At 70.8% G+C, this 23,888-nt stretch carries 24 protein-coding genes and 1 riboswitch; of the genes, 18 read left to right on the forward strand and 6 right to left on the reverse strand.

Going from position 1 to position 23,888, the window contains the following annotated elements; genetic code table 11:
- Positions 1–120: 120 nt before the first annotated feature.
- The 4 genes from IF46_RS0131390 (at position 121) to IF46_RS0131405 (ending at position 3,412) form a co-directional block, all read left to right on the forward strand.
- Positions 121–714, forward strand: coding sequence for a MerR family transcriptional regulator (locus tag IF46_RS0131390; RefSeq protein WP_030492027.1), 594 nt, complete (start codon positions 121–123; stop codon positions 712–714).
- 265 nt (positions 715–979) lie between these two features.
- A complete protein-coding gene (locus IF46_RS0131395) occupies positions 980–1,378 on the forward strand; it encodes a group I truncated hemoglobin (protein ID WP_030492028.1) in 399 nt (132 codons plus the stop codon).
- 2 nt (positions 1,379–1,380) lie between these two features.
- Positions 1,381–2,556: a globin domain-containing protein gene (locus IF46_RS35595; RefSeq protein WP_030492029.1), complete on the forward strand. Its 1,176-nt coding sequence runs from the start codon at positions 1,381–1,383 to the stop codon at positions 2,554–2,556.
- A 160-nt stretch (positions 2,557–2,716) separates the two neighbouring features.
- Positions 2,717–3,412, forward strand: a complete 696-nt coding sequence (locus IF46_RS0131405; protein WP_030492030.1) for a DivIVA domain-containing protein — start codon at positions 2,717–2,719, stop codon at positions 3,410–3,412.
- Positions 3,413–3,451: 39 nt separating this feature from the next.
- Here IF46_RS0131405 and IF46_RS0131410 read toward each other — a convergent pair whose 3' ends face one another.
- Together IF46_RS0131410 and IF46_RS0131415 are read right to left on the reverse strand one after the other, a co-directional pair.
- Complete coding sequence (locus tag IF46_RS0131410) at positions 3,452–3,730, reverse strand: DUF1905 domain-containing protein (RefSeq protein WP_030492031.1); 279 nt, start codon at positions 3,728–3,730, stop codon at positions 3,452–3,454.
- Between the two features lie 9 nt (positions 3,731–3,739).
- Positions 3,740–4,396: an NAD(P)-binding oxidoreductase gene (locus tag IF46_RS0131415; RefSeq protein WP_030492032.1), complete on the reverse strand. Its 657-nt coding sequence runs from the start codon at positions 4,394–4,396 to the stop codon at positions 3,740–3,742.
- Positions 4,397–4,505: 109 nt separating this feature from the next.
- On the opposite strand from IF46_RS0131415, the gene IF46_RS0131420 reads away from it, so the two are divergent.
- From IF46_RS0131420 to gcvP, 3 genes are all read left to right on the forward strand, one after another.
- On the forward strand, positions 4,506–5,573 hold the full coding sequence (locus tag IF46_RS0131420; RefSeq protein WP_030492033.1) for a MerR family transcriptional regulator: 1,068 nt from the start codon (positions 4,506–4,508) through the stop codon (positions 5,571–5,573).
- A gap of 66 nt (positions 5,574–5,639) precedes the next feature.
- Entirely contained in the window at positions 5,640–6,482 is an 843-nt protein-coding gene (locus tag IF46_RS0131425) for an NAD-dependent protein deacetylase (protein ID WP_030492034.1), read from the forward strand.
- Between the two features lie 73 nt (positions 6,483–6,555).
- A riboswitch (glycine riboswitch) is annotated at positions 6,556–6,654 on the forward strand.
- A gap of 73 nt (positions 6,655–6,727) precedes the next feature.
- A complete protein-coding gene (gene gcvP / locus IF46_RS0131430) occupies positions 6,728–9,550 on the forward strand; it encodes an aminomethyl-transferring glycine dehydrogenase (protein ID WP_030492035.1) in 2,823 nt (940 codons plus the stop codon).
- 127 nt (positions 9,551–9,677) lie between these two features.
- Here the strand turns inward: gcvP and IF46_RS0131435 are convergent, their stop codons facing one another.
- A complete protein-coding gene (locus IF46_RS0131435) occupies positions 9,678–9,878 on the reverse strand; it encodes a DUF5999 family protein (RefSeq protein WP_007460326.1) in 201 nt (66 codons plus the stop codon).
- Between the two features lie 123 nt (positions 9,879–10,001).
- On the opposite strand from IF46_RS0131435, the gene IF46_RS0131440 reads away from it, so the two are divergent.
- Together IF46_RS0131440 and def are read left to right on the forward strand one after the other, a co-directional pair.
- Positions 10,002–11,249 carry a chorismate-binding protein gene (locus IF46_RS0131440; protein ID WP_030492036.1) on the forward strand — a complete coding sequence of 416 codons (1,248 nt, stop codon included), beginning with the start codon at positions 10,002–10,004 and terminating at the stop codon, positions 11,247–11,249.
- A gap of 32 nt (positions 11,250–11,281) precedes the next feature.
- A complete protein-coding gene (def, locus tag IF46_RS0131445) occupies positions 11,282–11,791 on the forward strand; it encodes a peptide deformylase (protein WP_030492037.1) in 510 nt (169 codons plus the stop codon).
- Here def and IF46_RS0131450 read toward each other — a convergent pair.
- Together IF46_RS0131450 and IF46_RS0131455 are read right to left on the reverse strand one after the other, a co-directional pair.
- Positions 11,771–12,556 (reverse strand): GNAT family N-acetyltransferase, encoded by a 786-nt coding sequence (locus IF46_RS0131450; RefSeq protein WP_036393876.1) that lies wholly within the window; start codon positions 12,554–12,556, stop codon positions 11,771–11,773. The two genes, def and IF46_RS0131450, sit on opposite strands and share 21 nt — an antisense overlap.
- Positions 12,556–13,329 carry a sulfite exporter TauE/SafE family protein gene (locus tag IF46_RS0131455; protein WP_030492039.1) on the reverse strand — a complete coding sequence of 258 codons (774 nt, stop codon included), beginning with the start codon at positions 13,327–13,329 and terminating at the stop codon, positions 12,556–12,558. Before IF46_RS0131455 ends, IF46_RS0131450 begins: the two co-directional genes overlap by 1 nt.
- Positions 13,330–13,510: 181 nt before the next feature.
- Between IF46_RS0131455 and IF46_RS0131460 the strand changes: the two genes are divergently transcribed.
- The 5 genes from IF46_RS0131460 to IF46_RS0131480 all read left to right on the forward strand — a co-directional run bounded on the left by IF46_RS0131460 (position 13,511) and on the right by IF46_RS0131480 (position 18,922).
- Positions 13,511–14,290: an endonuclease/exonuclease/phosphatase family protein gene (locus tag IF46_RS0131460; protein WP_030492040.1), complete on the forward strand. Its 780-nt coding sequence runs from the start codon at positions 13,511–13,513 to the stop codon at positions 14,288–14,290.
- A 76-nt stretch (positions 14,291–14,366) separates the two neighbouring features.
- A complete protein-coding gene (locus IF46_RS0131465; protein ID WP_030492041.1) occupies positions 14,367–15,167 on the forward strand; it encodes an alpha/beta hydrolase in 801 nt (266 codons plus the stop codon).
- Complete coding sequence (locus IF46_RS0131470) at positions 15,164–15,964, forward strand: MBL fold metallo-hydrolase (protein WP_030492042.1); 801 nt, start codon at positions 15,164–15,166, stop codon at positions 15,962–15,964. Before IF46_RS0131465 ends, IF46_RS0131470 begins: the two co-directional genes overlap by 4 nt.
- A 115-nt stretch (positions 15,965–16,079) precedes the next feature.
- On the forward strand, positions 16,080–18,188 hold the full coding sequence (locus IF46_RS0131475) for a M14 family zinc carboxypeptidase (protein ID WP_030492043.1): 2,109 nt from the start codon (positions 16,080–16,082) through the stop codon (positions 18,186–18,188).
- A 98-nt stretch (positions 18,189–18,286) separates the two neighbouring features.
- On the forward strand, positions 18,287–18,922 hold the full coding sequence (locus IF46_RS0131480; protein WP_030492044.1) for a fasciclin domain-containing protein: 636 nt from the start codon (positions 18,287–18,289) through the stop codon (positions 18,920–18,922).
- Positions 18,923–18,928: 6 nt separating this feature from the next.
- Here IF46_RS0131480 and IF46_RS0131485 read toward each other — a convergent pair whose 3' ends face one another.
- Positions 18,929–19,924, reverse strand: a complete 996-nt coding sequence (locus tag IF46_RS0131485) for a tyrosine-type recombinase/integrase (RefSeq protein ID WP_030492045.1) — start codon at positions 19,922–19,924, stop codon at positions 18,929–18,931.
- 59 nt (positions 19,925–19,983) lie between these two features.
- Between IF46_RS0131485 and IF46_RS0131490 the strand changes: the two genes are divergently transcribed.
- The 4 genes from IF46_RS0131490 (at position 19,984) to IF46_RS0131505 (ending at position 23,835) form a co-directional block, all read left to right on the forward strand.
- The gene (locus IF46_RS0131490) at positions 19,984–20,535 is read left to right on the forward strand and encodes an AAA family ATPase (protein WP_030492046.1); all 552 of its coding nucleotides are present in this window, start codon (positions 19,984–19,986) and stop codon (positions 20,533–20,535) included.
- A 74-nt stretch (positions 20,536–20,609) separates the two neighbouring features.
- Positions 20,610–21,293 carry a hypothetical protein gene (locus tag IF46_RS35440; protein ID WP_232234229.1) on the forward strand — a complete coding sequence of 228 codons (684 nt, stop codon included), beginning with the start codon at positions 20,610–20,612 and terminating at the stop codon, positions 21,291–21,293.
- Positions 21,294–21,452: 159 nt separating this feature from the next.
- On the forward strand, positions 21,453–23,075 hold the full coding sequence (locus IF46_RS0131500) for a DUF885 domain-containing protein (protein ID WP_084598120.1): 1,623 nt from the start codon (positions 21,453–21,455) through the stop codon (positions 23,073–23,075).
- A gap of 295 nt (positions 23,076–23,370) precedes the next feature.
- Positions 23,371–23,835, forward strand: coding sequence for a hypothetical protein (locus tag IF46_RS0131505; RefSeq protein WP_157563722.1), 465 nt, complete (start codon positions 23,371–23,373; stop codon positions 23,833–23,835).
- Positions 23,836–23,888: the final 53 nt, after the last annotated feature.

Raw genomic sequence — 23,888 nt, forward strand, 5'->3', positions numbered from 1 at the left:
CGCGGCGTGTCGCGTCGGTTCCTCCGTGGTAACCCATGTGGGTGGCGTTAGGGTTTCCATGTCGAGGGGTGCGCGTCGGAGGAAACGACGCGTCGCCACACTGACGGGGAGGTTGTCCGGATGCACGAGCCGCGGGATTCCGAGCCGGGTGCAGAGTTCGACGAGCCGGGTGCGTCGTCGCCAGGGGTGGCGGCCGAGGGCGATTCGGTTGGCTACCGGGGTGTGACGGCCTGCCACGCGGTGGGCATCAGTTACCGGCAGTTGGATTACTGGGCGCGGACGACGCTTGTGGTGCCGAGCGTTCGTGATGCCTCGGGTTCGGGGACGCAGCGGTTGTATTCGTTCCGGGACCTGGTGGTGTTGAAGGTCGTGAAGCGGTTGTTGGATGCGGGGGTGTCCCTGCAGAACATCCGTAAGGCGATCGAGGCGTTGCGGTCGCGTGGTGTGGAGGATCTGGCGGGGATCACGCTGATCTCTGATGGGACGACGGTGTATGAGTGCCGGTCTCCGGAGGAGGTGGTCGACCTGTTGCAGGGTGGCCAGGGGGTCTTCGGTATCGCGATCGGTGGGGCCTTCAAGGAGATCCAGGGGTCGTTGTCGCATCTGCCGGCGGAGCCGGCGGCGAGCGGCCCGGTGGAGCCGATAGCGGCGTCGGGTTCGGATCCGGTGGGTGACGAGTTGGCTGCGCGGCGGGCGCGGCGGCGGGCCGGCTGAGCGTTCCCGTTCCAGCTTCCGGTTATTTCTGGTTGGTTTTTCTCGCGACCGTCGGTGACGGTGACAAGCGCTGATAGGCCACTCGCGTCCATTGTGGATACTGTCGGTGTCCTTGTGGTGGCCGGCTGTGGAAGTACCTGCGGGTAGTGGTGACGCAGCGTGGCGGCGTGTTGTCGGGAATCCGATATGGGGCAGCTGACCGGAGGCGGTTGACACGCTATGGTCCCTCACGGTTCTGGACCCTTCACCCCCGGAAGGAACGACCGTGACGGTTACGGAAGAGACCGCTCCCGCTACGCACTACGACCGCATTGGCGGTGCCAGTTCGGTCAAGGCGGCCGTTGAGCTGTTCTACGACAAGGTGCTCGCGGATCCGGAGTTGGCGGGCTACTTCGCCGATGTGGACATGGCGGGTCAGCGGCGGCACTTGGCGTTGATGTTGACCGTGGTGCTGGGTGGCCCGAACGAGTACACGGGTCGCGGGTTGGCCGAGGCGCATCAACCGTTAAACATCACGGTGGGGCACTACGCGAAGGTGGGCGAGCATCTGACGGCGACGCTGACCGAGTTGGGTGTGCCGGCCGACATTCTTGCCGACGTGCAGACGGTGCTGGGGCAGGTGCAGGGCCAGGTGGTGGCTTCCGGAGACCGGTCGGGCGTCTGAGCGTGGACGTGGCCCGCCTCAAGCAGAGTTGGTCGGTGGTCGCCGGTCATGGCGATCAGGTGCCGCTCTACTTCTACTCAACGTTGTTCCTCGCTCATCCTGAGACGCGGCAAATGTTCCCCACGAACATGGCCGGGCAGCGGGATCGCCTTGTGACCGCGTTGGGGCACATCGTGTCCAACGTGGACCAGGTGGATCGGCTCGTGGGTTTCCTCCAGGATCTTGGCGCGGATCACCGCAAGTTCGCGGTCCGTGCGGAGCACTACCCGGCGGTCGGTGAGGCGCTGGTGGCGACGTTGCAGCATTTCCTCGCCGAGCAGTGGACCGACGAGTTGGCTGCGGACTGGACGGCAGCGTACGGGTTGGTCGCCCAGGTGATGACGGAGGCCGCGCAGGCCGCTGAGGCGGTGAATCCGCCGTGGTGGGTGGCGGAGATCGTGGCGCACGAGCGGCGGGCGTTCGACGTGGCGGTGCTGACGGTGCGTCCGCAGTACCTGTTGCCGTTCACCCCGGGTCAGTCGATCGGGGTGTCGCACCCGTCGGTGCGGTCATGGCGGTACTACTCGCCGGCGAACGCGCCGCGCACGGACGGCACGTTGGAGTTGCATGTGCGGGCCGCGCCGGGTGGCGCGGTGTCGTCGCGGCTGGTGTATGGGTCGGCGGTGGGGGATAGGGTCCACCTGGCCGCGCCGGTGGGGGATCGGCTGGGGTTGTGGTCGGCGGGCTCCAGCGACCTGCTGTTGCTGGTGGCGGGCACCGGTTGGGCGCCGGTGAAGGCGTTGGTGGAGCAGGTCGCCGCGGAGGGTTCCCGCCGGCGGGTGGATCTGTATGTGGGGGCCCGTTCCCGCAGCGAGCTCTACGACAGCGACGCGATCGACAAGTTGGCGTCGTCGTATCCATGGTTGACGGTGACGTACGTGGTGGGTGCCGACACGCAGCGGCCGGGGGAGTTCGTGCACGCGGTGGACCGGGCGTTGGCGGACGGTGACTGGCGTTCCCGGCACGTGTTCGTGTGTGGGTCGGACGAGATGGTGTCGCACGCGGTGCAGACGTTGGTTCAGGCGGGTTTCCACGCCGGTCAGGTGCACCACGAGGGCCTGGGTGCGCAGTGGTACGGCCCGTCGTGGCGGACGGCGGTGCAGCCTGCGGGTGACGCCCCAGGAGGTGGGCACAGGTGAGCGCGAGGAGTGAGCTTGCGAGCCCCGCAGTCGCGAACGGAAGGCAGGCCCGGTGAGCGCGAGGAGTGAGCTTGCGAGCCCCGCAGTCACGGAAGGCAGGCCCGGTGAGCGCGAGGAGTGAGCTTGCGAGCCCCGCAGTCGCGAACGGAGGTCTGCTCAGGTGAGTGCGACGCCGATCAGTCGGTATGACGGGGTGCAGGTTTCCGGCGGTGTGCAGGTGCGGATGACCTCCGATCGGGTTCGGCGGTGGGAGTTCGGTGCCGCGTCCTTTACCCGGCGTGGTTACGACAACGCGGATGTGGACCGGTTTCGGATGCAGGTCGCTGACGAGTTGGACTTGTTGGCAACGCAGATCGCGACGTTGCGGGCGGAGAACGAGCGGCTGACCGACCGGGTGGAGTTGCACCGGCACGGGGTGATTCCGAGTACGGGAGCGGCGGGGAAGGTTCCGGCGGCGCGGGAGGTGAATCTGCTGTCGGCGGCGCAGCGGGAGGCGGAGCAGATCATCGCGCAGGCGCATGACTACGCGCGGCGGGTTGCCGAGTATGCCCGGGTGCAGTACGAGAGCTATCTGCACGCCGCTGAGGCGGAGGCGAAGCAGGAGGCGGAGCGCGCGGTGGCGGAGTACCGCAGCGCGGCGGGGCCGAGCTTCGACGACACGGTGGCGACCCGGGAGGCGTTGCGGATCTTCGGTGAGATGATGGTGTCGCACATGCAGGCGGCGGCGCGGCATCTCGACGATGGCAGCGAAGAGTTGGCGCGCACGATGGATCGGATCTCGGCTCAGACGCCGGGGGCGCCGTTCGTGGGTGGTGTGCTGGGGCAGTCGGCGTTGCCGCGGCACCAGCAGAGTTGATCTTCGCGGGTGGGGTTCGCTGACGTAGGCCCCACCCGCTCAGCTGAGTCGTTGCTCGAGGTGGAAGGTGACCTCGGTGCCGGCGGTGCTCTTGCCGATGGCCTTGCAGAGGGCGGCCCGGATGGGCAGCCAGTGAGGGCCGGCGCCAGAGGGCATGAGGGTGGCGCTGAACGGGTGACCGTCGATGGTGCCGGTGACCTTGACGGCGCGTCGGGTGCCGAGCAGGTCCGCCGAGTCGGGCACGGTCACGTAGGTGGCGAACGCGCCGTCTTTCTCGATGGGCGCGGTGAAGCGGTAGTCGAGTGGTTGCGGGTCCATTGTTCTCCCTCAGGTGGCGGCGGCATGGATGGCGTCGGCGATCGGGGTGGGCCCGTCGATGAGTTCCAGCGTCGCGCCGGTGGTGCGGGGTTCGTCGAGCAGCGCGGTAAGGACGTGGGCGACGTCGGTGCGGCTGATCGCGCCGTGCTCGGCGTGTCGGGTGAGAGTGACCCTCCCGGTGGGTGGGTCGTCGGTGAGCCGGCCGGGTCGCAGCACCGTCCAGGCCAGGTCGCGAGCGCGTAGGTCGTCCTCGGCGGCGCGTTTGGCGCGGAGGTACGCCGCCCACACGTCGTCGCCGCCAGGGGCGGGTGGGTCGTCCACGCCCATCGAGGAGACGAGCAGGTAGCGGGCGACGTCGGCGCGGGTGGCGGCGTCGGCGAGCAGCGCGGCGGCGGCCCGGTCGACGGTGTCCTTGCGGGTGGCGCCGCTGCCGGGGCCGGCGCCCGCCGCGAAGATCACCGCGTCGGCGTCGTCGAGGTGCGCCGCCAGCTCGGCGACGCCGGTGTGTTCCAGGTCGCAGACGATGGGGATGGCGCCGACGGCGCGCAGCGCGTCGGCCTGCGCGGGGTTGCGGATGAGGCCGACGGGGGTGTCGCCGCGCTCGGCGAGGTGGCGTTGCAGCAGTAGGGCGATCTTGCCGTGGCCTCCGGCGATGACGACGCGCATGTGACCAACCTACCGGTGGTGTGGGTGGCGCTGGCTTGACCTTGACCTTCGGGTAACCCTGAGCCTGGTGGGTGCCGGTCGCGGTGACCGGCACGAGGAGGATGTCGACGTGGGGCTGATGACCATCGGGGCGTTCGCCCAGGCGGCGAGGCTGACGCCGAAGGCGTTGCGCCTGTATGACCAGGTCGGGTTGCTGGTGCCGGCCGCTGTCGATCCGGAGTCCGGGTACCGGCTCTATGACCCTGCTCAGTTGCCGGTGGCGCGGTTGGTCGCCCAGCTGCGGCGGATCGGCATGCCACTGGCGACGATCCGGGTCGTGTGCGGTTTGGCGCCAGCGGCGGCGGCTGAGGCGGTCGCCGCGTACTGGCGGCAGGTCAGCGCGGATACCGCGGCGCGGGCCCGGCTCGCCACCGTCCTCGTGGACCACCTGTCTGAAGGGGGCGCCCCCATGTCTCACCCTTGTTCCACCGTTGCCGTCCGGTGCGCCGCCGGTGGTGACACCGGGTTGGTGCGCGACAGCAACGAGGACACCGCGTACGCCAGCGAGCGGTTGCTTGCCGTGGCCGACGGTATGCGGGGGCCTGGCGGTGCGGCGGCCAGCGCCGCCGCTGTCGACGCTCTGAAGCCGTTGGCACTCACCGACGTGCCGGCCGTAGACCTGTTGACGATGCTGGCCGGCGCGGTGAGCGACGCCGACCGGGCCGTGCACGGGTTGGCGACCGACACCGACCAGCCGGTGACCACGCTGACCGCGCTGCTGCTCAGTGGTTCCCGCCTGGCGCTGGTGCACATCGGTGACACCCGGGCCTACCTGCTGCGCGGCGGTGAGCTGTCGCTGCTCACCCAGGATCACACCTGGGTGCAGGCCCAGGTTGATCAGGGCCGGCTCGACCGGGACCAGGCCGCGACGCATCCCCAGCGCGCGGTGTTGGTGCGTGCCCTCGGCGGCGGTCGGCAGGTCGAGGCGGATCTGGCGCTGCGCACAGCGTTGCCCGGTGACCGGTATCTGCTGTGCTCCGACGGGTTGTCCGCTGTCGTGGATCGCGGTGATCTGCGCGCGGCGTTGGCCGCGACGGACGATCCCGAGGACACGGTGCGGGCGCTGATCGACCTGGCGCGGGCCGAGGGGGCGCCGGACAACATCGCCTGCGTCGTTGCCGACGTCGTTGCGGCGTAGAAGCCGGCCGAACCCCGGGCCGGGGGTTCGGCGGTGGAGGGTGGGTTGAGGCAGCATGGAGGGGTGATGGAGAGCCTCGACGCGTTGACCTCGCTGGTGGCCGGTGGTGGGGTGGTGGTGCTCAGCGGCGCCGGCCTGTCCACCGAGTCGGGCATTCCGGATTACCGGGGGCCCAGCGGGGTGGCGCGACGGCACACGCCGATGACCTTCCAGGCGTTCACCCGGGATCCTCTCGCCCGGCGGCGCTACTGGGCGCGTAGTCACCTGGGGTGGCGGTTGATCGCGGGCGCGGCGCCCAACGCCGGGCACCGGGCGGTGGCCGGGCTGCAACGCGCCGGTCTGGTCGACGCGGTGATCACCCAGAACGTCGATGGGCTGCACGGTGTGGCCGGCAGCACATCGGTGATCGAGTTGCACGGTCGCCTGGACGAGGTGACCTGCTTGGACTGCGGCAACCTGACCTCCCGCGAGGAGCTGGACCGGCGGTTGCGCGAGGCCAACCCGGATTTCGTGGCCCGCGTCGCCGGGGTCAACCCGGACGGTGATGTGGATCTCCCCGATGAGCAGGTGGCGGCGTTCCGGACGGTGGACTGCGGGATCTGCGGCACCGGGATGTTGAAACCGGACGTGGTGTTCTTCGGTGAGACCGTGCCGCCGCAGCGGGTGGCGCGGTGTTTCGCGGTCGTGGAGCAGGCCCGGTCGTTGCTGGTGCTCGGGTCGTCGTTGACGGTGATGTCGGGGCGCCGTTTCGTGATTCGGGCCGCGAAACGGGGCATCCCGGTCGCGATCGTCAACCAGGGGTCGACCCGTGGTGACGGCCACGCCACCGTGTGCGTCGACGCGCCGTTGGGTGTGGTGTTGCCGCAACTGGCCGCCCGGGTCGGCGCGGACGCGCCGGCCGGGGTGTAACGGGTGCGAAGCCCCGACCAGGGGTAGGACATCTGCTGGAAACACGAACGCTGGTAGCGTTGACCATGCCGGTAACACCCACGTGGGAGAGACCGCCCGACAGCACGCAGGGCGGCGCCGAAGGGGCAAATCCTCCCCGGAACCTCTCAGGCAAAAGGACCTCGTGGGCAGGCACTGTGGAGCGCCACCTGTGGGTGCGACAGAGGGGGAGGCCGACACGTCGACCTCGCCCCGGGAGTGCCCCTATGACCGTAGAGCAGTTCGCCACCCGTCACATCGGTCCCGGCCCCGACGATGAGCGTCGGATGCTGGAGGTCGTCGGCCACGACTCGATCGACGAGCTGATGGACGCCGCGATCCCCGAGGTGATCCGCTGGCACGGCACCCTCGACCTGCCCGACCCGGCCACCGAGGCCGAGACGATCGCCGAGCTGCGGGCCCTCGCGGCGCGCAACACCGTCGCCGTCTCCATGATCGGCCTGGGCTACCACGGCACGCACACCCCGGCGGTGATCCGCCGTAACGTGCTGGAGGACCCGGCCTGGTACACGGCGTACACCCCGTACCAGCCGGAGATCAGCCAGGGCCGCCTGGAGGCGCTGCTGAACTTCCAGACGATGGTCACGGACCTGACCGGGTTGGCCACCGCGAACGCCTCCATGCTCGACGAGGGCACCGCGGCGGCGGAGGCGATGACCCTCGCGCGGCGGGCCTCCAAGACCAAGAGCAGCGTGTACGTCGTCGACGCCGACGCGTTGCCGCAGACCATCGCGGTGATCACCAGCCGGGCGGAGCCGCTCGGCATCGACGTGCGGGTCCTCGACGTCGACCGCGACGAGTTGCCGGCGGAGTTCTTCGGCCTGCACCTGCAGTACCCGGGGGCGTCCGGGGCGGTCCGCGACCACGCGCGCCTCGTCGAGGCGGCGCACGCCGTCGGGGCCCTGGTGACGGTCGCTGCGGACCTGCTGGCGTTGACGCTGCTGCGGGCACCGGGGGAGATCGGCGCGGACATCGCCGCCGGCACCACCCAGCGCTTCGGCGTACCGATGGGCTTCGGTGGGCCGCACGCCGGTTACCTGGCGGTGCGCTCGGGCCTGGAGCGGATGCTGCCCGGGCGTCTGGTCGGGGTGTCGCGCGACGCCGACGGCAACCCGGCCTACCGGTTGGCGTTGCAGACCCGGGAGCAGCACATCCGGCGGGAGAAGGCGACCAGCAACATCTGCACCGCGCAGGTGCTGCTCGCGGTGATGGCCGGCATGTACGCCGTCTACCACGGCCCGGACGGGCTGCGGGACATCGCGACGCGTACCCATCAGATGGCGGCGCGGCTCGCGGCCGGGTTGCGCGCCGGTGGCGTGGACGTCGCGGACGTCGCGTTCTTCGACACCGTCACCGCGACCGTGCCGGGCGCGGCGGCGCAGGTCGTCGCGGCGGCCGCGCAGCGGGGGGTGAACCTGCGGCTGGTCGACGCCGACCGGGTGGGGGTGTCCTGCGACGAGACGACGACCGACGCGCACCTGGGCGAGGTGTGGGCGGCGTTCGGGGTGGCGCGCTTCGACGGCGTCGTGGACCCGGCCCTGCCGACCGGCCTGCGCCGCGACAGTGACTTCCTCACCCACCCGGTGTTCCGCAGCCACCACTCGGAGACGGCGATGCTGCGCTACCTGCGGCGGCTGTCGGACTTCGACTACGCCCTGGACCGGGGCATGATCCCACTGGGGTCGTGCACGATGAAGCTGAACGCGACCACCGAGATGGAGCCGGTCAGCTGGGCGGAGTTCGCGCACATCCACCCGTTCGCGCCGGACGCGCAGACCGTCGGGTACCGGGAGATGATCGGTCAGCTGGAGTCGTGGCTGGCGGAGGTGACCGGCTACGACGCGGTGAGCGTGCAGCCCAACGCCGGTTCGCAGGGTGAGCTGGCCGGGTTGCTGGCCATCCGGGCGTACCACCACAGCCGCGGTGAGGCGCACCGCGACGTGTGCCTGATCCCGTCGTCGGCGCACGGCACGAACGCGGCGTCGGCCGTGATGGCCGGCATGCGGGTCGTCGTGGTGGCCTGCGACGACGACGGCAACGTCGACCTCGTCGACCTGGACGCGAAGATCGACAAGCACCGGGACGCGCTCGCCGGGATCATGGTGACGTACCCGTCGACGCACGGCGTGTACGAGACGGGAATCGCGTCGCTGTGCGCGAAGGTCCACGACGCCGGCGGGCAGGTGTACGTCGACGGGGCGAACCTCAACGCCCTGGTCGGGTTCGCCAAGCCCGGCAAGTTCGGCGCGGACGTGTCACACCTGAACCTGCACAAGACGTTCTGCATCCCGCACGGTGGCGGTGGCCCCGGTGTGGGCCCGGTGGCGGTGCGCGCGCACCTGGCGCCGTTCCTGCCCGGTGACCCGCTGGGCGCGCACGCCGACGCGACGCCGGCGATCTCGGCGGCGAAGTACGGGTCGGCGGGGATCCTGCCGATCCCGTGGGCGTACCTGCAGATGATGGGCGCCGAGGGGCTGACCCGGGCGACCGGTGTGGCGGTCCTCGCGGCGAACTACGTGGCGGCGCGGCTGCGGGGGCACTTCCCGGTGCTGTACGCCGGCAACAAGGGCCTGGTGGCGCACGAGTGCATCCTCGACCTGCGGCCGTTGACGAAGGCGACCGGTGTGACGGTGGACGACGTGGCGAAGCGGCTGATCGACTACGGCTTCCACGCGCCCACGATGTCGTTCCCGGTGGCGGGGACGCTGATGGTGGAGCCGACCGAGAGCGAGGACCTGGCCGAGCTGGACCGGTTCTGCGACGCGATGATCGCGATTCGGGCGGAGATCGAGCAGGTGGGTTCCGGGGCGTGGCCGGCGGGGGACAACCCCCTGGCGAACGCGCCGCACACCGCGGCGATGGTCAGCGGTGACGAGTGGTCGCACGCGTACCCGCGGTCGGTGGGCGCGTACCCCGCCGGGGTGGACCGGGCCGGGAAGTACTGGCCGCCGGTGCGGCGTATCGACGGCGCGTACGGCGACCGGAACCTGGTCTGCTCGTGCCCGTCGCCGGAGGCGTTCGAGGACTGACAACGGGCACGCCGGGGCGGGCGGGTATGGCCTGCCCCGGCAGCCGCTGCGACCTGGGCGGTGGGCGTCCCTTACCGGGGGACTAGCCTGGGTCGACGGCGGCTAAACGGTGACGCTGAGTGGTCGGTCAGGCTACGAGGGCGTGGCGGGCGGGGCCGCGGTGCGGTGCGATGCTGCTGCCGTCGGGAAGCAACTCGCCGGTGTCCTCGAAGACGATGACACCGTTGCAGAGCAGGCTCCAGCCCTGCTCACGGAAGCAGGCCAGGACCCGCGCGGCTTCCCGGTCGGTGGCTTCAGCGGAGGGACAGGTCGGTTGGTGCTGGCACATCGGGTTCTCCGGACTGTGGGGGCACTGTGTCATGGTTCACATGACCAGTGACGCACAGTACCAAGCGAAAGTGTCCAGCATCGAGCAGGTGACCGCCTGGTGCCCGGGAAATCCACTGAACGGATGAGGAAGGTTGGACCGTACGGCGTGGAAACGCTCCCACAGGTGGGTGCCGCAGGAGGCGGCGCGGCTGCGTTGGTCGCGGACAGCGGCCCGGCTGCGTTGGTCGATGTACCCGGCGCACCGGCCGCGTGCCGGGGAGCGCTCACCGAACGCGCCCGCCTGCACTGGCGTCGCGGCGACGGCGGCGACCCCGCAGCCCTCGCCGAGGAGTTCCTCGCCGCGCACGGCCTGCCCCTGCACGACCTGACCCGACCCGCCACCGGCCAGCACGGCACCGGGGCCTGCGGCGCGGCGCTCTACCTGTCCGCCGCCGCCGGGGCACTGCTGGCCGGCGCCCCCACCGGGGCACCCGAACCCGCGCCGACCCTGCCCGACCTGGCCATCGTCGTCTACGACCACGGCACCGCGCGGGCCACCCCGCCCGGCGCACCGACACCGTGGCGCCTCGGCGAGTGGACCGAAAGCTGGACCCCCCGCCAACACGCCGCCGCCGTCGACGCGGTCCGCGCCGCCATCGGCCGCGGCGACGTCTACCAGACCAACATCGTCGGCCACGCCGCCGCCCCCTACACCGGCGACCCGCTGCCCGCCCTGAGCCGCCTCGGCGCGCTCCCCGGCGCCCGCTACGGCGGCGTCCTCACCGGCGACGGCTGGGCCATCGGCTGTGCCTCACCGGAAACCCTCGTCGAGGTCACCGACGGGCACATCATCACCCGACCCATCAAAGGCACCCGCCCGGCCACCGCCGCCGGCCGCGCCGAACTGCTCGCCAGCGCCAAGGAACGCGCCGAACACATCATGATCGTCGACCTGGAACGCAACGACCTCGCCCGCATCGCCCGCACCGGCACCGTCACCGTCGACGACCTGTTCGCCGTACGCCGCTGGTGCGACCTGTGGCAGGCCGAGTCGACTGTCCGCGCCGCCGCCGCCGACGGCCTCGGCCTCGCCGACCTGCTGCGCGCCACCTGCCCCGGCGGCTCCGTCACCGGCGCCCCGAAACTCGCCGCCCTGACCCAGATCAGCGACCTCGAACCCGTCGGCCGTGGCGCCAGCATGGGCGCGCTGGGCTGGGTCGCCCCCGGCCACGTCGACCTCGGCCTGACCATCCGCACCGCCGCCGCCGACGGCCAGCGCCTGCACACCTGGGCCGGCGGCGGCATCACCTGGGACAGCGACGCGGGCGCCGAGGTCGCCGAGGCCGCCGCGAAGACCACCCCGATCCGCGCCACCCTGGCCGGGCGCTGACCCCAGCACCGCACGGCGATACGCTGACCCCCATGACCATGCGGCCCATCCGGATCATCGGCGACCCTGTCCTGCGCACCGGATGCGAACCGGTCACCACCTTCGACGCCGAGCTACGCGCCCTCGTCACCGACCTGATGGACACCCTGCTCGGCGCCCCCGGCCGCGCCGGCGTCGCCGCACCGCAGATCGGCGTCAGCGCCCAGGTGTTCGTCTACGACGCCGACGGGCACCGTGGCCACCTCATCAACCCCACCCTGGAGCTCTCCGACGAGCTCCAGGACGACGAGGAGGGCTGCCTGTCCATCCCCGGGCTGTACTTCCCGACCGTCCGGGCCCTGCACGCCACCGCTCACGGCGTCGACCAGCACGGCGAACCGTTGACCATCGCCGGCAGCGGATTCCTGGCCCGCGCCCTGCAACACGAGACCGACCACCTGCGCGGCCAGCTCTACGTCGACACCCTGCGCGGCGACACCCGCCGCCGGGCCCTGCGTGAGATCCGCGCCGGGCGCTTCGACTCACCCAGCCGCCGCGGCTAGAGCCGTCAACGTCCACTCGTCGTAGGCGGCGACGCGGGTGAAACCCACCCGCTCGTACAGGCGTACCGCCGCGGTGTTGTCCGCCTTCACGTTCAACGTCACATGCGTGACGCTCTCCCGCAGTCGGGCACACAACGCCGCCACCACCGAGGTGCCCAACCCCCGCCCCCGCCAGCGCGGATGCGTCGTGACGTTACCCAACGCCGCCACCTGGTACGCCGGGGAGAACACGTGCACCCCCGCCACCGCGACCAGCGCAGCGCCGTCGCGGATCCCCAGGTACTGCCCGGTCTGCAGCATCCGCTCGTCGAACCAGTTACCCGGGTAGGCCCGCGCGTACAACTCCCGCACCTGCGGCAGGTCCGCCGCGCCGAGCACCACCCCCGCCGCCGGCACCGCACCCAGCCGCCCCGGATCGGTCAACGCCATCCGGTGGTGCCGGCCACCGGGCGTCAACCGGAACGAACCGGCCAGGGCATCGGTCAGGCCGGGGGACAGGTGCGCGTACAGCCGGGCCGGCAGCACCGGCGCCACCTGCGCCAGCAACACCGACAACGCCGCCGTGTCCGCCGGCGCGGCGAACGCCAACAACGTCGGCAGGTCGCTCCCGTGGTACAGCAACACGACCTGATCATCGCGGCGAAACCACGACGTGTACGGCCAGAAGAAGTCGTCCAGGTCACCCAACTGGTAGGCGTGCAGCACCGGGTCACGCCCCAGCAACCGCGCCAGGACCGCACGGTCGTGCTCCGCGCGCACCGCCATCAGCGAGCCACCCACTGGTCGTAGCCGAGCTTCGCGACCAACGCCACGACCACCACCAGCAGCACCACCCGCACGAACCCCGACCCGCGGCGCAGCGCCATCCGTGCCCCCAGCACCGCGCCGGCGATGTTGCACACCGCCATGCCCGCGCCCAGCAGCCACCACACGTGCCCGGTCACCCCGAACACCACCAACGCGCCCAGGTTCGTACCCGCGTTGACGACCTTCGCCATCGCCGAGCCGTGCACGAAATCCGCGCCGATGAGCGCGGTGAACGCCAACACCAGGAACGTGCCGGTGCCCGGGCCGATCAACCCGTCGTACAGGGCGATACCCACCCCGGCCACCGCGATCACCGCCGCCACCCGCACCGGAGTCCGCTTCGCCGGCGTCGCCACCACCCCCAACCGGGGACGCAGCAGCACGAAAACCGCCACCGCCACCAACACGACCAACACCACCGGCCGGTACGCCGACGCCGGCACCGCCCCGGCCAACGCCGCACCCACACCCGCGCTGAGCACCGCCAACCCCGCCGCCGGCCCCGCCACCCGCCAGTCCAGCTTGGTCCTGCGGGTGTACGTCGCCGCCGCCGTGGCCGTACCGAAGATCGCGGCCAACTTGTTCGTACCCAGCGCGGTGGCCACCGGCAACCCCGGGGCCGCCACCAACAACGCCGGCAGCAGCAACAACCCGCCACCACCGACCACGGCGTCGACCCACCCGGCCATCGCCGCGGCGGCCAACAGGGTACTCAGCGATACGGCGTCCATGGGCAGCAATTCTCTCCACCAGGGCAGCCCTGACCAGCCCCGAAGTGGCCAGCCTCACCTCACCGACCCCGCGTACGCCGCAACCACACCCCCAACGCCCCGACCGCCACGAACACCAGCACCGAGCACAGCAACACCTTCACCACCGGGCAACCATGCCACGGGGACGTAAGGTGCAGGAGTGCGCCTGGCCACCTTCAACATGCTGCACGGACGGTCCCTCACCGACGGGCTCGTCGACCCCGACCGACTCACCGCCGCCATCGGCGCCCTCGACGCCGACGTGCTCGCCCTGCAGGAGGTCGACCGCGACCAACACCGCAGCGGCAACCTCGACCTCACCGCCATCGCCGCCCACGCCCTCGACGCACCCCACCACCGCTTCGTCGCCGCCGTCGTCGGCACCCCCGGCGAACAGTTCCGCCCACTGCGCCACGAGGACGACGGGCACGGCGAACCCTGCTACGGCATCGGGCTGATCAGCCGATACCCCGTACGCAGCTGGCAGGTCACCCGCCTCAAACCGGCACCCGTCCGCTCACCGGTCTACGTGCCCGGCCCCCGCGGCGGCCTCATCCTGCTGCACGACGAACCTCGTGTGGTCCTCGCCGCCGTCCTGGACACCCCCCACGGCCCGCTCACCGTCGCCGCGACCCACCTGTCCTTCGTGCCCGGCTGGAACGCCCGCCAACTACGCCAGACCGTCCGCGCCCTGCGCGCGCTACCAGCCCCCCGCGTCCTGCTCGGCGACCTCAACCTGCCCGCCGGCGCGGCCCGGCTCATCTCCGGCTGGCACCCCCTGGGCCGACGCCCCACCTACCCCTCCGGGCAGCCCCGCGTCCAACTCGACCACATCCTCGCCGACCGGCACGCCGTTGAAGCCCTGCCACCGGTACGCGCCGTCACCGCGCCGCAGTCCACCATCTCCGACCACCGCCCCCTGCTGGTCGACCTCGGCTGAGCGCCGTCCTCCCGATCAGCCGTCATGGCGGGTCACGAATGTCTACGGTGGGCTCACCGACATCACGGAGCTGACCATGAGCGGCACACCGGACACGATCGTCCTCATCCACGGGTTCTGGGTCACCCCCCGCAGCTGGGAACACTGGGTCACCCACTACCAGAACAAGGGCCTGCAGGTGCTCACCCCCACCTACCCCGGGCTGGAGGGCGAGGTCGAGGCGATCAACGCCGACCCCAGCCCCCTGGAGACGCTCACCGCACATCAGGTCATCGAGCATCTCAGCGCGGTCGTCGACGCGCTGCCGAAGCCGCCGATCATCATGGGCCACTCCGCCGGCGGAGCGTTCACCCAGGTACTACTCGACCGGGGGTACGGCGCCTCGGCGGTCGTGCTCAACTCGGCGCCCACCGAAGGCGTCACGGTGACCCCGTTCTCGCAGCTGCGCTCCACCTTCCCAGTACTGAAGAACCCGGCGAACCTGCACCGGGCGGTCAGCTTCACCTTCGAACAGTGGAACTACGCGTTCACCAACACCTTCGACGAGCAGACCGCCCGCGCCCTGTACGAGCGCTACGCCATCCCCGCCGCCGGCGGCATCCTCTGGGACAGCGTCCTGGCCAACCTGCTGCCCGGCCCCCAGGACATCGCCGTCAACTACCACAACGACCAGCGGGCACCGCTGCTGTTCATCTCCGGCTCCGAAGACCACATCATGCCGCCCAGCGTGCAACGCGCCAACGCCGCGCACTACCAGGGCGACACCATCACCGAGGTTGAACTCTTCGACGGCTACGCGCACCTGCTGCCCGCGCAGCAAGGCTGGCAGCACATCGCCGACGTCGCCCTCGACTGGGCCCTGCGACACGCCCGGTGAGCACCGCACACCAGTTGCAGATCACCCACATCGGCGGCCCCACCACCCTGATCGAGGTCGGCGGCTGGCGGCTGCTCACCGACCCCACGTTCGACCCACCCGGGCGGCGCTACACCTTCGGCTGGGGCACCTCGTCACGCAAGATCAGCGGCCCGGCGATCCCCGCCACCGACCTCGGGCCGATCGACGCGGTGCTGCTCAGCCACGACCACCACGGCGACAACCTCGACGACACCGGCCGCGCCCTGCTACCCGATGTCGACACCGTGCTCACCACCGCGTCCGGGGCCCGTCGGCTCGGCCGCGACACGCAGGGCCTGCACGCCGGGCAGAGCACCCGCCTCGCGCATCCTGGACGGCCGACGATCGAGGTGACCGCCACCCCGTGCCGGCACGGCCCGCCGCTGAGCGGCCCGATCGTCGGCGACGTCATCGGCTTCGCCCTACGCTGGGCCGGGCAACAGCACGGCGCACTCTGGGTCACCGGCGACACCGTGCTGACCCGCCGGGTACGCGAGGTAGCCACCCGCATCCCGGTCGGCACGGTGCTGCTGCACCTGGGCGGGGTGCGGTTCCCGATCACCGGGCCGCTGCGCTACTCCATGACGGCCCGGCGGGCCGTGCAGCTCTGCGCCACGATGCGACCCCGAACGACGATCCCGGTGCACTACGAGGGCTGGCAGCACTTCCAGGAGCCCCGCGACGCCATCGAACGGACGTTCGCCGCCGCCAGGCCCCCTGTGCGCGACAGCATCCGCTGGCTGACACCGGGCCAGCCCACCACCGTCACCGCGTAACCGCGGCGGGGGAGCGCGACGCCGATACGCAAGATTCCCTCAAGATCATTGCATCGACGAACTTCGACGATCATGCTGGTCCGACACCTGCCACGATCACCTCGTCGGAGGCCACATGAGACGCCCGCGACCCACCCTCATCGCCGTGTCCACCCTCATCACCGTCACCCTCACCACCGCACCCACCCCCGCCAACGCCCAACGCGCCGCACCACCTGACCAGGTCACCGCCCTCACCGCCCACCAAGCCGACGGATACACCACCCTCGCCTGGCAACCCGTCGACGGCGCCACCGACTACCAGATCGAACGCACCCCCGTCGACGCCCACAACACCCCCACCGGCGCACCCACCATCGTCGGCATCTGGCGCCCCAACCGCCAGATCAACCAACAGGCGCCCACCTTCGCCGACGCCGGCTACCACCCCGGCGACACGTTCCAATGGCGGGTACGCGCCCGCGCCGGCACCACCGAACAGCCCTACTCCGACCCGGTCACCGCCACCACCACCGCACCCTGGGGCAACCCCGCCACCCCCGGCGAACAACTACGCACCCAGTGGGAGACCACCCACGCCGCGCAATACACCAGCGACACCGACGAGTACGCCTACACCACCGCCATCGACACCCTCAGCGACCGCGTCCGCGTCGTCGAACTCGGCCGCACCGTCCACAACCGACCAATCAACATGCTGGTCATCGGATACCCCACCCCGGCAGCCACGCCGGAGGCCATCGCCGCCACCGCACCCGTCGCCATCAACTGCAACGTGCACGGCAACGAGCCGGGCGACCGCGAAGCCTGCCTCATCATGGCCCGGCAACTCGCGTTCAGCACCGACCCCCGGATCACCGACCTACTCAGCCACACCACCGTCCTGATCGTCCCCACCATCAACGGCGACGGCCGCGCCAACAACACCCGCGGCAACTCCACCGGCCAGGACCTCAACCGCGACTACTCGCTGATCCGCCAGCCGGAGACCACCGCGTACATCAAGATGGTCCGCGACTACCGACCCGTCGCCGGCTACGACGGCCACGAGTTCGGCAACACCCGCGCCGGCGACCTGCCGATGCTGCCACCCCGACACCAGAACGTCGCCCAACCCATCTTCGACCAGTCCCAAGACATGATCGAAGGCCACATGTACGCCAAGGGCGCCGAAGCCGGCTGGTGGGCCTGCCCCTACGGCTGCGAAGGCGGCGGCAACGTCGGCCTCAGCGAAGAAACCATCCTGCGCAACACCCTCGGCCTCAAGAACGTCACCAACTCCCTGCTGGAACTCCGTAGTTCCGGCGGGCAGACCCGACCCGACGAGGGCAACACCGCCAACAACCGACGCCGCAAGACCTACTCGGCCCTGTGGACCTTCCACCAGTTCCTCGACTACCACCGCGCCGACCGTGCCGACATCCTCACCTCCCGCGCCGAGTCCATCGAAATCCAGGCCGCCAACACCGGCCGCCTGGTCTTCCGCGGCTCCCGACCGATCCCCGCCCACCCCGCCCCACACCCCGGCGACAGCCCACCGCCACTGGACGCACCCCGCGCCGACCTCATCCTCGACAACGCCCCATGCGCCTACAAGCTCACCGACGAGCAGTACAACGGCGCACGCACCGACGGACCAGCCGGTGTGGGCACCACCGTCGCGCAGCGCATCGCCGCACACGGCTGGAAAGTCATCAAGACCGGCGACGGCTACTACGTACCCCTCAACCAGCCCGAACGCGGCCTGATCCCGCTGCTGCTCGACACCCAGGGCGTCGAGAAGCTGACCGACGGCGAACGCGTCTACCCGACCCTCACCGGCCGACGCAACGGACCGCTGGTCGTCTCCGGCTTCACCTGCGCCGCCAACGCCACCATCAACGGCCCGGTCACCGTCCAGACGGGCGCCGCACTCGTCGCCACCGCAACGACCATCAGTGGACCAGTCAGCGCCACCCGCGCCGCCGGCGTCCTCCTCGCCGACACCACGGTCAACGGACCACTGCAGATCACCAACACCACCGACGCGATCTCCATCATCGACGTCACGATCGCCGGCCCGGTCAACCTGTCCGCCAACACCACCGGCACCGACGTACCCCTGCTGGCCGGCAACACCATCCGCGGCCCGCTCAACTGCACCGCGAACAGCACCGCCCCGACCAACCTCGGCATCGCCAACATCGTGCACGGCCCGCGCACCAGCCAGTGCGCGGCACTGTGACCGTCAGCTAGTCGAGCCGGAGTGCCGGCGGTGCGGGGCAACACGCCCCGCACCGCCGGCCCAGCCCACCCACCAACCCCGACCCGTGGAGCCCGCCCGTGTCGCACCCGTCTCGCGCTCTGCGCCTCCTTGCCGTAGCCCTGCTGCTGACCACTGCCGGCTGCACCGCCACCTCCACAACGGACGCGAAACCACCGACCAGCACGAGCGCACCCCAGGTCACCGGACCACTCTGCGCCGCCCTGCCCACCGGCACCGACCCCGGAAACCCGACCTTCCTCGCCAGCCAACCCGTCGACGAGGCACTCCGGTGGATCCCCACCCTCACCACGTTCGAAGCCGCCCTACGCACCAGCGGCACCCTCACCGACCTGCCCACCGGCACCGGCGTCACCATCCTCGCGCCCTCCGACGACGCCTTCGCCGCCACGTTCTCCGAAGACAACTGGGACGACCTCATGACCCACCACACCGACCAGCTCCGCACCCTGCTCAAGGCGCACCTGATCACCGGAACCCACTCCATCGAGGACCTGGTGGCCGACGGCACCGCCACCACCCTCGACGGCACCACCGTCACCCTCATCCGCACCGGTCCCACCGCCCGCCTCGCCGACCGCGCTGACACCGTCTGCGCCGATTACCAGGCCACCAACGCCCGCATCCACATCATCAACGCCGTCCTCGGCCCCCTACCCGTCACCGCCGACAGCACCGGCCACCGCGCACACTGACCACGCTCACCCCGGCGGCACCAGACCCGCCAACGCGCGGTTGGTCCGGTTGGCACGGACCGCATCGCGCTGCTGCCCCGCCGTCACCTCGATGTACGTCTGCGACGACGCCAACGACGCGTGCCCCAACAACCGCATGATCTCCGCGGCGCTCGCACCGTCCTCCGCCAACCGAGTCGCGAAGGTGTGCCGCAGCGCGTGCAACCGCGCACCACGCGGCACCCGGTCACCGATGCCCGCCCGCCGATAACACGACTCGACGAGATACTGCAGGCCACCACGGCGTAACGGCTCACCGCGCCGATCCACAAGCAATGCCGAGTCGGGGCGTACCGACCGCGAACCGAAGCGCCGCACCCGACTGTCCAGGTAGTCCACCAGCACCCGGTCCAGATCCGCCTCGATCGGCACCACCCGGGGCCGCCCGCCCTTGCCCGCCACCTCCACCCGCCGCTCACCGGGCCGACCGCCGAGCGAGTCGACGCGCAACGCCAGCAACTCCGACAGGCGCAGCCCCGCGCAGAGCGCCACCGCCAACACCGCCACGTCGCGCTCCGGCCACGGGTCGCGTTGCCGGCCCTGGTCACGCGCGGCGGACGCGAGCAGCACCTCGGGGGTGTCCGCGCCGCGCAGCGGTTTCGGCTGGGGGAGTAGCGCCCGAGGTCGCCCGACCGCTGGCATCGGGTTGCCCGCCACGAACCCGTCAGCTACCAGGAACGTGAAGAAGTTGTTCCAGGTGGACCAGGCTCGGTGCACCGACGCGGGCGCCCGGGGAGTGGCGAACCGCGCGAAAGCCGCCCGCATCACCCGGGGGGAGAGGTCGGTGATCGACAGCGCGTCCAGGGGGAGGGGAGGGGTGGCGTCCTCCGCGACCAGGGTCGCCACCGCGTGCAGATCCCTCCGGTACGCGGCCAGGGTGTGGGGGGAGGGCTTGCGGGTGGCGCGGTCGGTCAGGAACTCCTCGATCAGCACCCCGAGCGATTCGTCCTGTTTGTCATGCATAAGGGATATTATGCAGCATTTTCAGGTTCCCGGGAAGGGGGCCGAGAGAGGGGGAGAAGATGCCAGAACCCCAGCGATTCGTCCTCACGGGAGCGCCTGGCGCCGGCAAGACAACCATGATCGAGGCGCTGCACCGCAAGGGACACGTCACCGTCCGAGAGGCCGCCACCGACCTCATCGCCGGGAGGCAGGCGCAGGGGTGCGCCGAGCCGTGGCGCGACTCCGACTTCGTCGACGCCGTCGCCGCGCTGCAACGGCACCGGCAGGTCGGAGCCGATGCGCGCCAGCCAGTCCAGTTCTACGACCGGTCGCCGCTGTGCACCCTGGCATTGGCTCGCCACCTGGGCAGACCGATCGGCCCGGCGCTGACCGCCGAGGTGAACCGGATCATGCGCGAGCGCACCTACCAACGTCTGGTGTTCCTGATCAGCCCGCTGGGATTCATCCGACACACCCCAGCGCGCCAGATCAGCTACGCCGACGCGCTGGCCTTCGCCCGCCTGCACCAGGAGGTGTACGAGGAGCACGGGCACCAGTTGGTCGACGTACCGGCCGGACCGGTGCGGGAACGGGTGGCCCTGATCGAGAAACACGTATCGTGCGCGACATGATGTTGCCCGTTGCCACCTGCCCCGAGTGTGGTCAACCCGGCACGCCCACCGTGTACCGAGATCCGGACGATCCTATGAGCTGGGTCTGTCGCGCGGGGCACCGGTGGCGGGCGACCGACCGGCCCGGGTGGTCTCCATGGGCGTCGCCCGCCACCGTCGCCACACCCCGCCACGGCAGTGACACAACGACCCGGACCGGCCCCGTCCAGGTCGACAAGGACGGGCGGCGCTGGCGGATCGGCGCGGCCAGCGACGTCGCCTGGCTCGCCGGGCACACCACACAGGGTCTTTCAGTCAGCACCGCGATCCCGCCGGTGTTCGAGGCGTACGGCACCTTCCACCCGCCCGCCGGGGTCGGTCTCGACGCCCACGAACACGCCGTGATCGACGAGCTGGCCGCGTGCACCGCGGATCAGCCCTGGTGGCTGGGCTTTCTCGACACCGGCGCCCACGACGTCGTCTTCCCAGGTGCCCCGAGGGTGTCGCTCTACTGGGACTGGCCCTACGTGTTGGTCGAGGCCGGGCCGGTACAGACCCTCACCTGGCGCACCGGCCATATGCGCGGCGACGGGGCGCTGCCCGACCTGTTCTTTCCAGCGGATCGTTCCTGGCTCGTCTCGGCCCTCTGGGACGACACCTGGACCGACGTCGGCGGCAGCGTCGCTGTGCTCGCGGCCCTGCGGCGCAACCCGCTGGTCAACGCACGCCTCGTCCGACCCGACGAGGATGCGTGTCCGCCAGGCCTGACGCGAGACTGAGGCGACGCCGGGGGCCGCCACAACGCCCAACTTTACATAATGTACATTATCGAATCACCCCCAACATCGCTCAGAGCATGGGTGAGCACGTTTGCCTCAGTAAGCCCCGAGGTGAGCGCGCGTTAGCGCGCGGAGCCACGGCTGCCTAGCATTGCCCGCGTGATCGAGGACTTCGCCGATCGGCTCCTGCGCGACATGGCCGGCCTCGACCCCTGCACAGCGGTCGTCGAGGCTGGTGAGCAGAATCTCGACGGGCTTACCGACTACAGCCCGGAGGGCCATCAGGCCCGCGCCGATCTCGCAGCCCGGGCCCTGCGCGAGCTCGAGATCTCGGCTGCCGTACTGCCGGCCGCGACCCCGCTGCATGCCCACCTCGCCGAACGACTGCAGGCGCGTATCGCCTTCCACGACGCCGGCGAGGACCTGCGCGAACTGCACGCGGCGGCCACCGGTCCGCTCCAGCTCATCCGCCAAGCCGTCGAGGCCACGGTTCCCGGCGGCGACGCCGAGGGCGCGGCCTTCGAGGAGGGCTGGGCTCGCGTCGGCGCACGCCTGGCCGCGATCCCCGCGGCCCTGGACGGGTACGCCCGCAGCCTCTCACTCGCCGCGGAGCGCGGCAATCTGCCGGCGCGGCGTCAAGTGGAGTTCGTCGCGCAGCGCTGCCGTGACTGGATCGACGACGATGTCGCCCTGGTGGATCGCTACGGCGAGGGGCGTCAGCGGGCGTCGTTGCAGGCCGCAGCGACCGGCGCGCGAGAGGCGTACCAAAAACTCGCCGAGATGCTGACCGCGGACCTGGCACCGCGGGCCGTTGAGGAGGAAGCGTTCGGCCAGCAGCGGTACGCACTCTGGGTGCGCACCTTCCTCGCGGCCCAGCCTGATTTGCGCGAGCTGTACGACTGGGGCTGGGACGAGTTCAGAGCGACGGAGGCAGAGCTGATCGCCGAGGCGGAGGCCCTGGGCGGGAACGTGCCAGAGGTGCTTGCCCGGCTCGCCAGCCCCGACGCACCCGGCACGCTGCACAGCAGGGAGGCGTTCGCCGCGTGGCTGCAGGAGCTGTTGGAGGCCGCCACCGAGCGGCTGGACGGCGTGTACTTCGACGTGCCCGCCCCGCTGCGGCGCATCGAGTCGCGGTTGACCACGTCGTCCGGTATTGCCTACATCGGGCCGTCGCGGGACCTGACGCGGCCGGGTCGGGTCTGGTGGTCCCTGCCTGAGGATGCCGCGAGTTTCCCCACCTGGTATGCCTACAGCACCGCCTATCACGAGGGCGTTCCCGGCCACCACCTTCACCTTGGCTCGGAGGCCTGCCGGGGAGGCCTCGGGCAGCGGCTGAACCTGCTCGGCGGCCTCTCCGGCAGTCAGGAGGGCTGGGCCCTGTACGCCGAGCGGTTCATGGACGAGCTCGGGCTCTATGAACAACCGGGTGCTCGACTGGGGTATCTGTATATGCAGCTCCTGCGGGCAGCGCGGGTCGTGCTCGATATCGGCCTGCACCTGCGACTGCCGATGTCGTCTGGCGATGGAGCCGTGTGGACGCCGGAGGCAGCGCTGAAGCTGCTGCGGGACCGCTGTCACCAGGGGCCGTACGCGTCCGCCGAACTCGCGCGTTACCTGGGCCGGCCAGGGCAGGCGCTGGCCTACAAGGTGGGTGAGCGCGTGTGGCTGGCAGGCCGCTCGTTCTTCCCCGGCGACCGGCGCGCATTCCATCGGCAGGCGTTGGAGCTGGGTTCGATGGGCTTGGATCAGTTGACGGCTGCCCTCCAGGGACAGCGCTTGTAGCTGCGCGCCTTGGCGTCTGACCAGTCTGAACCAGGGCCAGGCCAGGACCAGTCGTCGAACAAGGACGCATGGTGGCAGTGGTAGATGCGGATGCGTGTGGGTGGGGCCTGCTCCCCCAGCGCGGGCTGTCAGATGTGCGTACGGCGTGGCCAGTCCTGTCGGCCTGGTAGGCGCCGGGCCGGCCACGGGGCAAAAGTGGTCTGCGTCATCGGCGTGCGGTGTCTACAGTGGTGCGCTTCGGTCGCTGCCCGTTCACCGCGATGGGCGGGGCCGCACATCACCACGGGGGAACGCCTTGACGAGTAAGCCTGTCCGTATTGTCTTGGGCCTGGTCGCGACCGCTGGCCTCGTTGTCGGCTGCCAGCCCGCCGAGAAGGAGAGCGCGGGGGCCGCCGCGCCGACGGCGACCGCGGTGCCCAGCCCGACCGTCGACGTCGCGGCGAACAGCAAGCAGGTCTGCGACGCCAGTCTCGATATGGTCAAGAAGCACTACGTCGCGATGGCGGATGATGCGATCGCCGCGATCGACAAGCCGGTCAGCGCCAAGGAGCAGGGCGCGAAGGTGCGTGGCCACTACACCGCGCTGTTGCAGGACCTCAAGACGGCGGCGCCGACCGCTGTCGATCCGCAGGTGCGTACCGCGTTGGAGACCCTGGCCGTGGGGGTGGAGAAGCACCTCGCCGGTCCGAAGGCCACCGAGGTCGAGGCGCCGGATCTCGACCCGTCGCTGAAGGCGTTGGACACCGTCTGCGGTCGCTGAGCGTCGTGGGCACCGGCCGTGTCGGCCGGTGCCCACTATTAGCGTGTGACGGG

It is taken from the genome of Micromonospora chokoriensis (assembly GCF_000718555.1).
Taxonomy (GTDB): domain Bacteria; phylum Actinomycetota; class Actinomycetes; order Mycobacteriales; family Micromonosporaceae; genus Micromonospora; species Micromonospora chokoriensis_B.